We start from the raw sequence: 13,612 nt of genomic DNA, 5'->3' as shown, positions 1-13,612 counted from the left end.
CTACAAGAGTTTGCGCTTGCGAAACTCGGCCACCTTATGCCGGTTGCCACACAGCGCCATGCTGCACCAGCGGCGCTTGTGGCCCTTGGTCCGGTCGTAGAACCACAGCACGCACTCGGGGTGTTCGCAGGTGCGGATCAAACCGAAATCCCCTTCCACCAGTAACGTCGCCGCGGCTTCGGCGATCGGTGCCAGGAACTGCTCAGCGGTTTGCTGTTTGCGCTGGCGCTCCAGGCGCAACTCGCCCGGCGCCGGCCAAGCCAGCTGCGGATGGCTGACGGCCTTGCGCAAAAATGCATTCAACGCAGCAGGATCACCCTGCTGGCCGGCCTTCCGTTGCTCCAGCAACAGCCGGATCACTTCCCGCAATCCCCTCGCCGCGCCCAGTAAAGCGCCCTCCTCGAATACCGGCACCGCGCCCTCTTCGCACCAGCCCAGTCGCACCAGCCAGCGCTGCACATCGGCATCGCCTTGCCAGAACTCAAAGGGCACACCGTCGACATTCGCCCGGGTGTTGAGCATGTCCAACACCGGATGGTCGGCTAGAACGTAGGGATCCATCGGGGATGGTGTGATGACGGTCATTGGCGAGTCCTCTTCAAGTCCGCGACATCGTAACCGCTGATAATGCTTTTGGATAGTTACTAAACCCCCCGAAAAGTAACCCATTAAATTAATTTGACAGGTTACTTTTTCGAGCGCAGCCTGCGAGACCAGTAACCCCACAAATCAACTTATCCAGTTACACAGAGGATTCCGATCATGTCGATTTCAGCCCCCGTTGTGCGCTACCAGCATGTTGATGCCGATGGCGTGCGCGTGTTCTACCGCGAAGCTGGCGACCCTTCTGCGCCCGTGCTGTTGCTGCTGCACGGTTTTCCCAGCTCGTCCCATATGTACCGTGACCTGATCCCGCTGCTCGCCACCCGCTACCGGGTCATCGCCCCCGATCTGCCGGGTTTCGGCTTCACCGAAGTCCCAGCCGAACGCAATTACCGCTACAGCTTCGACAACCTGGCGATTACCGTCGGCCATTTCGTCAACGCCCTGCAGCTCAGCCGTTACGCCCTTTACGTGTTCGACTATGGCGCGCCGGTAGGCCTGCGCCTGGCGGTGGCACATCCGGAACGGGTCAGTGCGCTGATATCGCAGAACGGCAATGCCTACCTGGAAGGTCTGGGTGACGCCTGGGATCCGATCCGGGCCTATTGGGCCGAGCCGAGCCCAGCCAATCGTGAGATCATTCGCAACGCCGTCATCAGCCTGGAAGGTACGCGCTATCAGTACCTGCACGGGGTACCGCAACCGGAGCTGGTTGCGCCTGAGTCCTACATGCTCGATGTGCTTCTGATGCAGCGTCCCGGCAACGACGAAATCCAGTTGGACCTGTTTCTCGACTACCGCAACAACCTGACGCTGTACCCGGCGTTCCAGGGGTTTTTCAAGGCCACGCAAGTGCCGGCGCTGGTGATCTGGGGCCAGAACGATCCCTTCTTCATCCCGCCGGGTGCCCATGCTTACAAAGTCGATAACGCCAACGCCGTGGTGGAATTGCTCGATACCGGCCACTTCGCCCTGGAAACCCACGCGGCGCATATTGCCCAGCGGATTCATGAGGTACTGGGCGAAGCTATCAACTGATAGCCGCCCACGAAACCCTGGATTCGTCCAGTGAATAATACAGACTGGCCTGGTGCTGCATGGCCCTGCTAAAACGATGGAACAGCATTCCACCGTTGGAGAAGCGTCCCATGAGCACCTGGCCAGACACCCGAATTCTTGACCTGCTGGGCATTGAGTTGCCGATCATCCAGGCGCCCATGGCGAATGCTACGAGCACGGCCATGGTGATTGCCGCCAACCAGGCTGGCGCCCTCGGTTCGATGCCGGCAGCAACGCTCAGCATCGAGCAACTGCGCGAAGCACTCACTACCATTCGCCAGGCCAGTTCACGGCCGCTGAACGTGAATTTCTTCTGCCATCAGCCGCCGGCGCCGGACGCTGATCGCGACCTTCAGTGGAAGAAACTGCTGGAAACCTACTACCGCGAACTGGGCGCCGACTTTGACGCCCCGACGCCCGTCTCCAACCGTGCCCCCTTCAACGACGCTGCCTGCAAAGTGGTGGAAGAGTTCCGCCCGGAAGTCGTGAGTTTCCACTTTGGCCTGCCGGAAAAATCCCTGCTGGACCGGGTCAAGGCCACCGGGGCGAAAATCCTGTCATCGGCCACCACTGTGGAAGAAGCCGTCTGGCTGGAACAGCATGGCTGCGACGCAATCATCGCCATGGGTTACGAAGCCGGTGGCCATCGCGGGATGTTCCTCAACGAGGACCTGAATAGCCAGATCGGCACCCTGGCGTTGGTGCCACAGATCGTCGACGCCGTAAGCGTGCCGGTAATCGCGGCCGGCGGTATCGGCGATGCGCGGGGCATCGTCGCGGCCTTCGCCCTCGGCGCGTCGGCGGTACAGATCGGCACGGCGTACCTGTTTACCCCCGAGGCCACCGTCTCGAAGTCACACCACCACGCGTTGCGCAACGCCCAGGCCAGCGAGACCGCGCTGACTAACCTGTTCACCGGCCGCCCGGCGCGAGGCATCATCAACCGGGTAATGCGTGAGTTGGGCGCGATCAACCCGACAGCACCTGCGTTCCCGTTGTCTGGCGGTGCATTGATGCCATTGAAAGCCAAGGATGAAGCCGGCTTCAGTAACTTGTGGTCGGGCCAGGCGTTGCGCCTCGGCAAGGACATCTCCACTTATGACCTGACGCTGGAGCTGGCCGCGCAAACCCTGGAAAAAATCGGCCGACGCTGAACCTGAACTCCCGAGACAACTTTGCACTGTACCGGCAGTGGCCAACCGCTATATATTCCCATACATAGCGGTACGCCCTTCTGTCTATAACAAGCCGCAAAGTCGGTAACCCCCAAGGAGCTTCTTGATGATGATTCGCGCCTCACGCCTGGCCCCCACCGCCCTCGCCACCCTGATCGCCGCGTTTGCCTTTTCCTCGGCGAATGCCGATGAAGTCCAGGTGGCCGTGGCCGCCAACTTCACCGCACCGATCCAGGCAATTGCCGCCGACTTTGAAAAAGACACCGGCCACAAGCTGGTCGCCGCCTACGGTGCCACCGGCCAGTTCTACACCCAGATCAAGAACGGCGCGCCGTTTGAGGTGTTCCTCAGCGCCGACGACACCACCCCGCAGAAACTCGAAGCCGAAGGCGATACCGTCAAAGGTTCGCGCTTTACCTACGCGGTAGGCACCCTGGCGCTGTGGTCGGCCAAGGAAGGTTATGTGGATGCCAAGGGCGAAGTGCTGAAGAAAAACCAATTCCAGCACCTGTCCATCGCCAACCCGAAAGCCGCGCCTTACGGCCTGGCCGCCACCCAGGTACTGGCGAAGGAAGGCCTGACCGAGAAGGTCAAGGACAAGATTGTCGAAGGCCAGAACATCACCCAGGCCTATCAGTTCGTGTCCACCGGCAATGCCGAGCTGGGTTTTGTAGCGCTGTCGCAGATCTACAAGGACGGCAAGGTCACCAGCGGTTCCGCCTGGATCGTGCCGTCGTCGATGCACGACCCGATCAAGCAGGATGCGGTAATCCTCAACAAGGGCAAGGACAGCGCCGCTGCCAAGGCCCTGGTTGAATACCTGAAAGGTCCGAAAGCCGCCGCGGTCATCAAGTCCTACGGTTACGAGCTGTAAATGCCGCTGTCGAGTGCCGATTTTTCCGCGATCTGGTTGACCCTGAAGTTGGCGTCACTGACCACGGTCATCCTGCTGATCATCGGCACTCCGATCGCTCTGTGGCTGTCGCGCACCCGTTCTTGGTGGCGCGGCCCCATCGGCGCGGTGGTGGCCTTGCCGCTGGTGTTGCCGCCCACCGTGATCGGTTTCTACCTGCTGCTGACCATGGGGCCCAACGGCTACTTCGGCCAGTTCACCCAATGGCTGGGCCTGGGCACTCTGACCTTCAGCTTCGCCGGGCTGGTGATTGGCTCGGTGATCTATTCCATGCCGTTTGTGGTGCAGCCGTTGCAAAACGCCTTCTCCGCCATCGGCACTCGACCGTTGGAAGTGGCCGCCACCTTGCGGGCCAATCCCTGGGACACTTTTTTCAGCGTGATCCTGCCCCTGGCGCGCCCGGGTTTTATCACCGCGTCGATTCTCGGCTTTGCCCACACCGTCGGTGAGTTCGGCGTAGTGCTGATGATCGGCGGCAATATTCCAGACAAGACCCGGGTAGTCTCGGTGCAGATCTACGACCACGTCGAAGCTATGGAATATGCCCAGGCCCACTGGCTGGCCGGCTCGATGGTGGTGTTTTCTTTCCTGGTGTTGCTGGCGCTCTACTCCAGCCGTAAAACCAAAGCGGGCTGGAGCTGATGTCGATGATCGAGGTGCGCCTGCAACTGAAGTATTCCGGGTTTGCCCTGGACGTCGACCTGCAACTGCCCGGTCGCGGCGTGACGGCGCTGTACGGTCATTCCGGCTCCGGCAAGACCACCTGCCTGCGCTGCATCGCCGGGCTGGAACGGGCTGAAGAGGGTTTCGTGCAAATCAACGACGAAGTCTGGCAAGACAGCCGCAAAGGGCTGTTTGTGCCACCCCACAAGCGCGCCCTGGGCTACGTGTTTCAAGAAGCCAGCCTGTTCCCGCATTTGTCGGTGCTGGCCAACCTGGAATTCGGCCTCAAGCGCATCCCGCGTCAGCAGCGGCGGGTGGAGATGGCCCATGCCACCGAGCTGCTGGGCATCGGCCACCTGCTGGACCGCCATCCGCAGCACCTTTCCGGCGGTGAACGCCAGCGCGTCGGCATCGCCCGCGCCCTGCTCACCAGCCCGAGCCTGTTGCTGATGGATGAACCGTTGGCGGCGCTGGACAGCAAACGCAAAGGCGAAATCCTGCCATACCTTGAACGTTTGCACGACGAGCTGGAGATCCCTGTGCTGTACGTCAGCCATGCCCAGGACGAAGTGGCGCGCCTGGCTGATCACATCGTGTTGCTCAGCGAAGGCAAGGCCCTTGCCAGCGGCCCCATTGGCGAAACCCTGGCTCGGCTGGACCTGCCCATGGCCTTGGGCGACGATGCCGGCGTGGTGATCAACGGTACGGTCTGCGCCTACGACGAGCACTACCAGTTGCTGACTCTGCAACTGCCCGCCAGCCAACTGCAAATGCGCGTGGCCCATGCACCGCTGGCGTTGGGCAAACCGTTGCGCTTCAAGATCCAGGCGCGGGACGTCAGCCTCAGCCTGCAGGCCGAGGAACACAGCAGCATCCTCAATCGCCTGCCGGTGACGGTGACCCAGGCAATCCCGGCGGACAACGCAGCCCATGTGCTGGTGAGCCTCGATGCAGCCGGCACGCCACTGCTGGCACGCATCACCCGTTACTCACGGGACCAGTTGCAACTGCATCCCGGCCAGACGTTGTGGGCGCAAATCAAGGCGGTGGCGGTACTGGCCTGAATCTATTGGCACGACCGCAACCCCCTGCGGTCAATCAGAAATACCTGCCAAGGAATTTGCGCCATGCCCGATCCTGCGTTGCTTGCCGACCTGCCCCGCGACCTGCATTACGTTGACGACACCGAGCCCGGGATCTCCCGGAAAAAGCTGCGGGGCAAGTTCCAGTACTTCGAGGCCGACGGCACCCGCATAACCGATGCCGACGAAATCAAACGCATCAACGCCCTCGCGGTGCCGCCGGCCTATACCGATGTGTGGATCTGCGCCGACCCGCGCGGCCACCTGCAAGCGACCGGCCGTGATGCCCGGGGGCGCAAGCAGTACCGTTATCACCAACGCTGGCGTGAGGTGCGTGACACCGACAAGTATTCCCGGCTGCAACAGTTCGGCAGCGCGTTGCCCAAGCTGCGCAAGCAGTTGGAAGCGCAGATCGCGGCGCCCGGGTTCAATCGGGAAAAGGTCCTGGCCACGGTGGTGATGCTGCTCGACGCCACCCTGATCCGCGTGGGCAACACTCAGTACGCCCGGGACAATCGCTCCTACGGCCTGACCACCCTGCGCACCCGCCATGTGGACATCAAGGGCAGCGAGATCCTGTTCCAGTTTCGCGGCAAGAGCGGCATCGAGCACCAGATCACCGTCAAGGATCGGCGCCTGGCCACGGTGATCAAGCGTTGCCTGGAATTGCCGGGGCAGAACCTGTTCCAGTACCTGGACGAGAACGGCGAGCGCCATACGGTCAGCTCCACTGACGTGAATGCCTACCTCCACAGCCTCACCGGCGCGGATTTTACCGCCAAGGATTACCGCACCTGGGCCGGCACGGCCCTGGCGTTGGCGGTATTGCGCGAGCTTGAATGGCAGCCGGAATCCGACGCCAAGAAGCATGTGGTGGAGATGGTCAAGAATGTCGCCAAGCAACTGGGCAACACCCCGGCGGTGTGCCGCAAATGCTACATCCACCCGGCTGTGCTGGAGCATTTCAGCCTGGGCGAGCTGGCAAAGCTGCCCAAGCCACGGGTGCGCAAAGGCCTGAAAGCCGAGGAAGTGGGGTTGGCGATGTTTCTGGAGCAACTGGCAGAACGCCTGTGAGTGCGCCAAGTCATTGCAGCTGGGGGCAAAGCGCCCTACGGTAGTGGCCGGATAATCTCGCCGAGGAACCCGGCCCCATGCTGCCTTCATCCTTGAAGCCCTACACCAACGCCGCCTTATTGCATCGCCACAAATGGCGCGGGCGTGTCGGACTGATGCTGGTGGCCAGCCTTTCCGTGCTGGCGGGCATGACCGACGCCATTGGTTTCATGGCCAGCGGGGATTTTGTCTCTTTCATGAGCGGCAACACCACGCGCCTCGCCGTGGCGATCAGCGAAGGCGACCTGGGCCTTACCGGGCGCCTGACGCTGCTGGTAGCGACCTTTATCGCCGGGAATGCGTTGGGCGTGATGGTCAGCCGCGTCAGCCGGCGCCATGCCCTGCCTTTGTTGCTGTGTATCGCGACCCTGCTGTGCGGGGCCGCCGCCTGGCCGTTCGACGATCAACTGCCGGCGTTGCTGGCGGCGATCATCGCCATGGGCATGTTGAATGCTGCCGTCGAAGAGGTGAACGGATTACCGGTGGGGCTTACATATGTCACCGGGGCGCTGTCGCGATTTGGTCGCGGGCTGGGCCGCTGGATGCTCGGTGAACGCCGCAATGGCTGGCGCGTGCAACTGATCCCCTGGGCCGGGATGTTTGCCGGTGCGGTGATCGGTGCATTACTGGAGCATCAGATGGGGATTCGTGCGCTGCTGGTCAGCGGGGTGCTGTCGGCGCTGTTGGGGTTGGTGTCGCTGAAGATTCCCCGGCGCTGGCACCTGGGGTATATGCCACGCTAGAAAAGAGTTGCCCGCCCGGCGCTCCGGCCTCGACGTCCATGTACCGGTAAAGAGCCGTCACGCCGGGCGAGCAGGAAAATACTAAAACAATGCCCGCGAAGCTGTCCGCAGGGCATTTCTGAACTTTTCTAACGCAACGGATTACAGACAAGTCGCCAGTGCGGCGAGGCGACGCTTGGCCGGGTAGTCATCCTGGGCAGCATAATAGTTGACGCTGGCACCCGCGCCGGCGCTGCGCACGTCAACAAAGTAATCGCCTGCCGTGGTGTAGATGGTGAAGCCACCGGCCTGCGCAGGCTCCATGAAGCCACCGGCATCCACGCCGAACACCGCTTCGTCCTGCCAACCGAACTGGATGCATTGGGCAACCACCAGCGGGGCCTTGTCCGAGGCCAGGGTTTTATAGGGCGTACCGGTACGCGCCTCTTTCATCTTCGAGCCCGCACAACCGGCCAGCGATGCCAGTACCAAAGCGCCAATTACCACCATCCGCATACCGAAGCTTCCTTGGAAAAAACGCGACTGTACCATTAGCAGGCGACACCGAATGATAATTGCGTCACCCTGCCGCCTACTTACGAACCCGCTTTTACCCGGAACCCCCATGACACCCAACGCCGAGCGCTACAACCCCTCCACCGACTACGCCGACAAGCTGATCAGCCGCATCGGCCAAACGCCTTCGTGGATCGCCAAACGCATCGGCGTGACCGACAAGCGCATTCGCTACATCCTGGATGGCGAGCGCACCGTCAAGGGCGAAAGCACCCCGATCCAGATGACCTACACCGAGCAGTTTGCCCTGGAATGCCTGGCGGCCGAAGCCAAAGCCAACAAAAAGCCCGCCAGCCCGGTTGCTGAATAGCTGACAGATTCATGAACTTTGTTTCACTGTGAAGGGAGACCTTGCCGCCTATAGTCGACAGGCTCATTTTTAAGAAGTCTCCCTTCCAGCCTGCCCTCCCGCAGGCTTTTTTTTGCCCTGGTTTTGCTCCCCCCGTAGCAGCTGTCGAGCCCCAGCGAGGCTGCGTTGGCAGCACCCCCATTAACCAGCCAGACGCTAAACCGAGGCGCGCCTGACGCAGCCTCGCTGGGGCTCGACAGCTGCTACGGCAGGAGTTTGCTGTTCAGAGCAGCCAGCGGAACAGATAGAACAGCGCCATGCTCAGCAACACGGTGATCAGCACGCTGCGGGTCCAGAACATCAACGCCACGGCGCACACCCCGGCCAGCAGGTAAGGGTTGCTCACGCTCAGGTTGAGTTTGTGGTCGGCCAGAAAAATGATCGGCCCACAGATGGCGGTGAGCATCCCCGGCACGGCAAACCCGAGAAACTCCCGCGCTCCGCGATTGAGGCGCACCGGCAGGCGCGGCTCGATGAACAGGTAGCGGTTGAGAAACACGATCAAACCCATGCCAAAAATCATCACGAAGATCATCGCTGCCCTACTCCCAGGCGCTTGCAGGCAAACCCCGCGCTCATCCCCAACACTCCGGACACCACCACCGCCGACTCCCAATGCAGGTAGCTCAGCCATACCGAGCACAGCAACGACACGGCGACGCAGACGATGGTTGGCACGTCGCGTACAACGGGGGTGATCAGGGCGATAAACGTCGCGGCAATCGAGAATTCCAGACCCAGCTGATCCAGCCCGGGAATGCTTTTACCGAGCACGATGCCGGCGAAGGTGAAGACGTTCCAGATGATATAGAACGTCAGGCCGACGCCCAGGGCGTACCAGCGGTTGAAGGTCTGGCGGTCATATTGGCTGACCAGGGCGAAGAACTCGTCGGTCAGCAAAAAGCCCAGGCTCATGCGCCACCGTGGTTTAAGCGGCGACAGCGTGGGACGCATGTGCATGCCGTAGAGCAAATGCTGGGAGGTCAGCAGCAAGGTGGTCAGCAGGATCGAAATCAGGCTGGCGCCGCTCTTGACCATACCGATGGCCACCAGTTGGGCGGCACCGGCAAACACAATGGTCGACAGCCCTTGGGCTTCCAGCGGAGTGAATTGGGCATCAATTGCGGTGGAACCGGCCAGCAATCCCCAGGGCGCACAGGCCAGGGACAATGGAATGATCGCAATCGCGCCACGGGAAAAGGCGTTCAGAGGCAGGGCGTTAGGCATACACAACAGGCTCATCGACAGTCAGTCGACAAGCATGCCAGCGGTATCAGGGATTGTCTTGAACGATCGTGCTCAGGCCAGTTTGACCGACACCCGCTCCACGGCGTCCCGGGCTTCGCGCAGTTCGTGGGCGTCCTGGTTGAGCCGGTGGATGGTATTGAGCAGACGCTGGCGCAGCACTTCATCGCTGAGCTTTTCAACGGCGCGCATCAGGTCAAAGGCCGCGGTTTCGTTATTGTCCGCGACGGAATCGAGGGTCTTACGCAGGTTGCGAGTGGCACGGGTCACACGTTTTCTTCCTTCATCACCATTGGGCAGGCACTTTAGGACATTTGTGTTTCAGTTTAATTTCAACCACTTGTCGTCGATTGCCCGGCCGTTGACGCAGGTCAATCGAAACAGGATTTGACCGAAACATATGGAAATACGTATATTCGAATTTCCATATATATGAGGCCGCTGACCATGTCAGATCTCTTCTCCCCACCCAACGTCTTCAAATGCCTGGCCGACGCCACCCGCGCACGGCTGACGTTGTTGATCCTGCGTGAAGGCGAACTTTGTGTGTGCGAGTTGATCCATGCTCTGCACGACAGCCAGCCGAAAATCTCCCGCCACCTGGCGCAACTGCGCAGTTGCGGGTTATTGCTGGACCGTCGCCAGGGCCAGTGGATTTATTACCGCCTCAACCCGGCCTTGCCAGCATGGGTGACGGCGGTGCTCGACACCACCCTGCAAGCCAACCAAGCCTGGTTAAACACAGACGCCCAGCGTTTGGACACCATGGGCGACCGACCACAACGGGCCAGCGCCTGCCGCTGATCCTGCGGAGAGCTTTTCATGCTTGTAGCCGTTGCTATTTTTCTGTTCACCATCATCCTGGTCATCTGGCAGCCCAAGGGCCTGGGCGTCGGCTGGAGCGCCACCATGGGCGCGATCCTGGCCCTGGCGTGTGGCGTTATCAGCCTGGCGGATATTCCGGTGGTGTGGCACATCATCTGGAACGCCACCGGGACGTTCGTCGCGTTGATCGTCATCAGCCTGCTGCTGGATGAGGCGGGCTTTTTTGCCTGGGCCGCCTTGCATGTGGCGCGTTGGGGCCGTGGACGCGGTCGGCGGTTGTTCGCGTATATGGTGCTGCTGGGCGCGCTGGTGTCGGCGTTGTTCGCCAACGACGGCGCGGCGCTGATCCTCACGCCCATCGTGATGTCGATGCTGTTGGCGTTGCGCTTTTCTCCGGCGGCGACCCTGGCGTTCGTCATGGGCGCCGGGTTTATCGCCGACACCGCGAGCCTGCCACTGGTGGTCTCCAATCTGGTGAACATCGTATCGGCCGACTACTTCAAGATCGGCTTTAACGAATACGCCGCCGTGATGGTGCCGGTGAACCTGGTGAGCGTCGCCGCGACCCTCGCGGTATTGATGTGGTTTTTCCGCCGCGATATTCCGCAAACCTACGACCCGGCCGACCTCGACGACCCTGCCAGCGCGATCCACGACCGCGCCACCTTCCGCGCCGGCTGGTGGGTGCTGGGCATCCTGCTGGTGGGCTGCTTCGCCCTGGAACCGCTGGGCATTCCCATCAGCGCGATTTCCGCCGCCTGCGCCACCTTGCTGCTGGTAATCGCCGCCAAGGGCCACAAGATTTCCACTCGCAAGGTGCTGAAGGAAGCGCCCTGGCAGATCGTGATCTTCTCCCTGGGCATGTACCTGGTGGTCTACGGCCTGCGTAACGCCGGGCTGACCAACTACCTTGCGACCTGGCTCGACACCTTCGCCGGTTACGGCGTGTGGGGCGCGGCATTGGGCACTGGCGTGCTGACCGCCCTGTTGTCTTCGGCGATGAACAACCTGCCGACCGTGCTGATCGGTGCGCTTTCCATCGAAGCCAGCCACGCGGTAGGCGTGGTCAAGGACGCGATGATCTACGCCAACGTGATCGGCAGCGACCTCGGCCCGAAAATCACCCCCATCGGTAGCCTGGCCACCTTGCTCTGGCTGCACATCCTGGCGCGCAAAGGCATCAGCATCACCTGGGGTTACTACTTCAAGGTCGGCATTGTGCTGACCCTCCCGGTGCTGTTGATCACCCTCGCCGCCCTCGCCCTGCGCCTGAGTTTCTGACGGAGTCCGCTTGATGAAAGTCCTGTTCATGTGCACCGCCAACAGCTGCCGCAGCATTCTCTCCGAAGCCTTGCTCAACCATCTGGCGCCGGACGGTTTCCATGCCATCAGCTCCGGGAGTTTCCCCAGGGGCCAGGTGCTGCCCCGCACCCTGACCACCCTGAAGGCCGCCGGCATCAGCACCGAAGGTTTGTACAGCAAGGGCAACGACGCCTTTGAAGGCAGCCCGCCGGACTTCGTCATCACCGTGTGCGACAAGGCCGCCGGGGAGGCCTGCCCGGTGTATTTCGGCCCGGCCATCAAGGCGCATTGGGGGTTGGAGGACCCGTCGGATGTTCAAGGCGATGAAGCCCAGGTCGACGCCGCGTTCCGCGCCACGCTGGCAATCATTGAACGGCGCTGCCGGGCTTTTTTCGAGATTCCGTTCGCCAGGCTGAACCCCATCGAACTCAAGGCCGAGCTTGATCGCATCGCCGCGTTGTAACCGAAGAGCCTGGCGAGTAGTCGATCTGAAGCCCTCTTCCGGCGTATGCTCGCGGGCAACCGTCACTGCGAGCCCCCTCAATGAGTTCCATGCAGCACGCCTGGCTGGGCAACTACGAAGTCAGCAGCACATCGTGCACCGGCCTGACGTTTGCCCGCCACAGCCATGATGAATGCGTGATCGGCGTCAACCTGCTCGGCGAGGAACAGGTGTGGCTGGACCGCCGGACGTTCGAAGCCGGCCCCGGCAGCATCACCTTGTACAACCCAGGGCAGATTCAGGGCGGCGGCGCGGCCGAGGGGCAGCCGTGGCGGTTTGTCAGCCTGTATGCGACTGCCGATCAATTGGCGGCTGACCTGGGTCTGGCACACCTGGAGTTCGACCGTTCGCTGTGTTTCCAACCGGAGCTGGCGATGAAACTGGCCGGTGCGATTGAAGGTTCGCTGAGTGCCGATCCGATCGCCCGGGAGCTGAGTGAGGAAGCCTTGGTGGTGCTGCTCGGCGAGGTGGTCAGTTGCAGTGGCGTGCGCCTGCCTGGCAGCACGGCGGTGGGTCGCGGGCTGGTGATCAAGGCTCAGGAGTTGCTGGCGGAAAACCTGCACCAGGCGGTTGCCCTCGAGACTCTCGGCGACGAGCTGGGCCTATCGAAATTCCATCTGCTGCGAGCTTTCCAGAAAGAAACCGGACTGAGTCCTCGCCAGTGGGCGATGCAACTGCGCACTCGTCGCGCCAAAGGGCTGTTGCGCTCAGGCGTGGCGGCGTCGCAAGTGGCCCACGCCCTCGGATTCGCCGATCAGAGCCATCTGAACCGGCATTTTCGTGCGGCCTACGGCATTACGCCGGGGCGCTATCAAAGCGTGCTCAAGGGCTGAAAAGCGCAATCTGGTTCAAGACGAACTCTCCACCCTCCCCCAAACTACCGGCCATCCATTGAAGGAAGGCAGGCATGTTGACGATCTTTTTTTCAGCGCTGGTGTTCGGTTTTGTGTTTTGCCTGTCTCCGGGGGCGGTGCTGGCGGAAACCCTGCGCCGTGGGCTATTGCACGGGTTTACGCCTGCGTTGTTGGTGCAGATTGGCTCGCTGGTGGGCGATGCCGTGTGGGCGGTGATTGGGCTGACCGGCATAGCGTTGTTGATCCAGCATGAGTCGGTACGGGTGCCGCTGACGGCGGTGTGCGGGTTGTATCTCGCGTGGCTCGGGGTACGCAGCTTGATGGATGCCTGGCGGCTGCCGGAATCCGACAGTGCGCCGGCCAGGTCCGGGCAGAATGCGCTGATGGTGGGGGCAGCGATTTCCCTGGCCAATCCGAAGAACATTGTTTATTGGGGGGCCTTGGGCAGCGCGCTGTCGGGGATAGTTGGGGCGACGCCGAGCCATGGGCAGACGCTGATGTTTTTTGCGGGGTTCATGGTGGCGTCGGTGCTTTCGTGCTTTTTGATTGCGGCGTTGGTCAACCTGTTGCGCCAGAATGCGTCGCCTATGTGGCAGAGGGTTAGCTATGGCGCTTGCGGTGTGGTGCTG

18 protein-coding genes are annotated in these 13,612 nt (G+C 61.6%); 13 read left to right on the top strand and 5 right to left on the bottom strand.

Annotation, left to right across the window (positions count from 1 at the left end; genetic code table 11):
- Positions 1-585: an ABATE domain-containing protein gene (locus K0H47_RS14200; RefSeq protein WP_063030453.1), complete on the bottom strand. Its 585-nt coding sequence runs from the start codon at positions 583-585 to the stop codon at positions 1-3.
- 177 nt (positions 586-762) lie between these two features.
- Here K0H47_RS14200 and K0H47_RS14195 point away from each other — a divergent pair, with 177 nt between their 5' ends.
- From K0H47_RS14195 to K0H47_RS14165, 7 genes are all read left to right on the top strand, one after another.
- A complete protein-coding gene (locus K0H47_RS14195) occupies positions 763-1,641 on the top strand; it encodes an alpha/beta fold hydrolase (protein WP_063030455.1) in 879 nt (292 codons plus the stop codon).
- A gap of 110 nt (positions 1,642-1,751) precedes the next feature.
- Positions 1,752-2,816 carry a nitronate monooxygenase family protein gene (locus K0H47_RS14190; protein WP_219272977.1) on the top strand — a complete coding sequence of 355 codons (1,065 nt, stop codon included), beginning with the start codon at positions 1,752-1,754 and terminating at the stop codon, positions 2,814-2,816.
- Positions 2,817-2,943: 127 nt separating this feature from the next.
- A complete protein-coding gene (gene modA, locus K0H47_RS14185) occupies positions 2,944-3,711 on the top strand; it encodes a molybdate ABC transporter substrate-binding protein (protein WP_017480368.1) in 768 nt (255 codons plus the stop codon).
- Entirely contained in the window at positions 3,712-4,392 is a 681-nt protein-coding gene (gene modB / locus K0H47_RS14180; RefSeq protein WP_063030461.1) for a molybdate ABC transporter permease subunit, read from the top strand.
- Positions 4,392-5,477, top strand: a complete 1,086-nt coding sequence (modC, locus tag K0H47_RS14175; protein ID WP_219272975.1) for a molybdenum ABC transporter ATP-binding protein — start codon at positions 4,392-4,394, stop codon at positions 5,475-5,477. The genes modB and modC overlap by 1 nt, the downstream gene beginning before the upstream one ends.
- 63 nt (positions 5,478-5,540) lie before the next feature.
- Complete coding sequence (locus K0H47_RS14170; RefSeq protein ID WP_219272973.1) at positions 5,541-6,569, top strand: DNA topoisomerase IB; 1,029 nt, start codon at positions 5,541-5,543, stop codon at positions 6,567-6,569.
- A gap of 77 nt (positions 6,570-6,646) precedes the next feature.
- Positions 6,647-7,351 (top strand): YoaK family protein, encoded by a 705-nt coding sequence (locus K0H47_RS14165; RefSeq protein ID WP_093197326.1) that lies wholly within the window; start codon positions 6,647-6,649, stop codon positions 7,349-7,351.
- Positions 7,352-7,492: 141 nt separating this feature from the next.
- On the opposite strand, the gene K0H47_RS14160 is transcribed toward K0H47_RS14165, so the two are convergent.
- A complete protein-coding gene (locus K0H47_RS14160) occupies positions 7,493-7,846 on the bottom strand; it encodes a hypothetical protein (protein ID WP_003212599.1) in 354 nt (117 codons plus the stop codon).
- A gap of 109 nt (positions 7,847-7,955) precedes the next feature.
- Here K0H47_RS14160 and K0H47_RS14155 point away from each other — a divergent pair, with 109 nt between their 5' ends.
- Positions 7,956-8,216, top strand: a complete 261-nt coding sequence (locus K0H47_RS14155; RefSeq protein ID WP_017480362.1) for a hypothetical protein — start codon at positions 7,956-7,958, stop codon at positions 8,214-8,216.
- A 262-nt stretch (positions 8,217-8,478) separates the two neighbouring features.
- Here K0H47_RS14155 and K0H47_RS14150 read toward each other — a convergent pair whose 3' ends face one another.
- The 3 genes from K0H47_RS14150 to K0H47_RS14140 all read right to left on the bottom strand — a co-directional run bounded on the left by K0H47_RS14150 (position 8,479) and on the right by K0H47_RS14140 (position 9,770).
- Positions 8,479-8,790, bottom strand: a complete 312-nt coding sequence (locus tag K0H47_RS14150) for an AzlD domain-containing protein (RefSeq protein ID WP_063030469.1) — start codon at positions 8,788-8,790, stop codon at positions 8,479-8,481.
- Entirely contained in the window at positions 8,787-9,482 is a 696-nt protein-coding gene (locus tag K0H47_RS14145; protein ID WP_093197331.1) for an AzlC family ABC transporter permease, read from the bottom strand. The genes K0H47_RS14150 and K0H47_RS14145 overlap by 4 nt, the downstream gene beginning before the upstream one ends.
- Before the next feature lie 72 nt (positions 9,483-9,554).
- A complete protein-coding gene (locus K0H47_RS14140) occupies positions 9,555-9,770 on the bottom strand; it encodes a hypothetical protein (protein ID WP_003212603.1) in 216 nt (71 codons plus the stop codon).
- Positions 9,771-9,947: 177 nt separating this feature from the next.
- Here K0H47_RS14140 and K0H47_RS14135 point away from each other — a divergent pair, with 177 nt between their 5' ends.
- The 5 genes from K0H47_RS14135 to K0H47_RS14115 all read left to right on the top strand — a co-directional run.
- Positions 9,948-10,304 (top strand): metalloregulator ArsR/SmtB family transcription factor, encoded by a 357-nt coding sequence (locus tag K0H47_RS14135; protein ID WP_219272971.1) that lies wholly within the window; start codon positions 9,948-9,950, stop codon positions 10,302-10,304.
- Between the two features lie 18 nt (positions 10,305-10,322).
- The gene (locus tag K0H47_RS14130; RefSeq protein WP_093197338.1) at positions 10,323-11,606 is read left to right on the top strand and encodes an arsenic transporter; all 1,284 of its coding nucleotides are present in this window, start codon (positions 10,323-10,325) and stop codon (positions 11,604-11,606) included.
- Positions 11,607-11,619: 13 nt separating this feature from the next.
- Positions 11,620-12,090: an arsenate reductase ArsC gene (locus tag K0H47_RS14125; RefSeq protein ID WP_201142934.1), complete on the top strand. Its 471-nt coding sequence runs from the start codon at positions 11,620-11,622 to the stop codon at positions 12,088-12,090.
- A gap of 80 nt (positions 12,091-12,170) precedes the next feature.
- Positions 12,171-12,962, top strand: coding sequence for an AraC family transcriptional regulator (locus K0H47_RS14120; RefSeq protein ID WP_172834504.1), 792 nt, complete (start codon positions 12,171-12,173; stop codon positions 12,960-12,962).
- Positions 12,963-13,036: 74 nt separating this feature from the next.
- A partial coding sequence (locus K0H47_RS14115; protein WP_219272969.1) for a LysE family transporter occupies positions 13,037-13,612 on the top strand: 576 nt, incomplete at its 3' end.

The organism is Pseudomonas sp. Xaverov 83, from assembly GCF_019352905.1.
GTDB classification, from domain to species: Bacteria; Pseudomonadota; Gammaproteobacteria; order Pseudomonadales; family Pseudomonadaceae; genus Aquipseudomonas; species Aquipseudomonas yamanorum.
This window is presented reverse-complemented; position numbering and strand designations above follow the sequence as displayed.

Bases quoted from the DNA above. Each gene is read 5' to 3' on its own strand.
- modB (WP_063030461.1), top strand. From the start codon at position 3,712: ATGCCGCTGTCGAGTGCCGATTTTTCCGCGATCTGGTTGACCCTGAAG.
- K0H47_RS14125 (WP_201142934.1), top strand. From the start codon at position 11,620: ATGAAAGTCCTGTTCATGTGCACCGCCAACAGCTGCCGCAGCATTCTC.
- K0H47_RS14170 (WP_219272973.1), top strand. From the start codon at position 5,541: ATGCCCGATCCTGCGTTGCTTGCCGACCTGCCCCGCGACCTGCATTAC.
- K0H47_RS14165 (WP_093197326.1), top strand. From the start codon at position 6,647: ATGCTGCCTTCATCCTTGAAGCCCTACACCAACGCCGCCTTATTGCAT.
- K0H47_RS14135 (WP_219272971.1), top strand. From the start codon at position 9,948: ATGTCAGATCTCTTCTCCCCACCCAACGTCTTCAAATGCCTGGCCGAC.
- modC (WP_219272975.1), top strand. From the start codon at position 4,392: ATGTCGATGATCGAGGTGCGCCTGCAACTGAAGTATTCCGGGTTTGCC.
- K0H47_RS14155 (WP_017480362.1), top strand. From the start codon at position 7,956: ATGACACCCAACGCCGAGCGCTACAACCCCTCCACCGACTACGCCGAC.
- K0H47_RS14200 (WP_063030453.1), bottom strand. From the start codon at position 585: ATGACCGTCATCACACCATCCCCGATGGATCCCTACGTTCTAGCCGAC.
- K0H47_RS14150 (WP_063030469.1), bottom strand. From the start codon at position 8,790: ATGATCTTCGTGATGATTTTTGGCATGGGTTTGATCGTGTTTCTCAAC.
- K0H47_RS14130 (WP_093197338.1), top strand. From the start codon at position 10,323: ATGCTTGTAGCCGTTGCTATTTTTCTGTTCACCATCATCCTGGTCATC.
- K0H47_RS14145 (WP_093197331.1), bottom strand. From the start codon at position 9,482: ATGCCTAACGCCCTGCCTCTGAACGCCTTTTCCCGTGGCGCGATTGCG.
- K0H47_RS14195 (WP_063030455.1), top strand. From the start codon at position 763: ATGTCGATTTCAGCCCCCGTTGTGCGCTACCAGCATGTTGATGCCGAT.
- modA (WP_017480368.1), top strand. From the start codon at position 2,944: ATGATGATTCGCGCCTCACGCCTGGCCCCCACCGCCCTCGCCACCCTG.
- K0H47_RS14190 (WP_219272977.1), top strand. From the start codon at position 1,752: ATGAGCACCTGGCCAGACACCCGAATTCTTGACCTGCTGGGCATTGAG.
- K0H47_RS14120 (WP_172834504.1), top strand. From the start codon at position 12,171: ATGAGTTCCATGCAGCACGCCTGGCTGGGCAACTACGAAGTCAGCAGC.
- K0H47_RS14160 (WP_003212599.1), bottom strand. From the start codon at position 7,846: ATGCGGATGGTGGTAATTGGCGCTTTGGTACTGGCATCGCTGGCCGGT.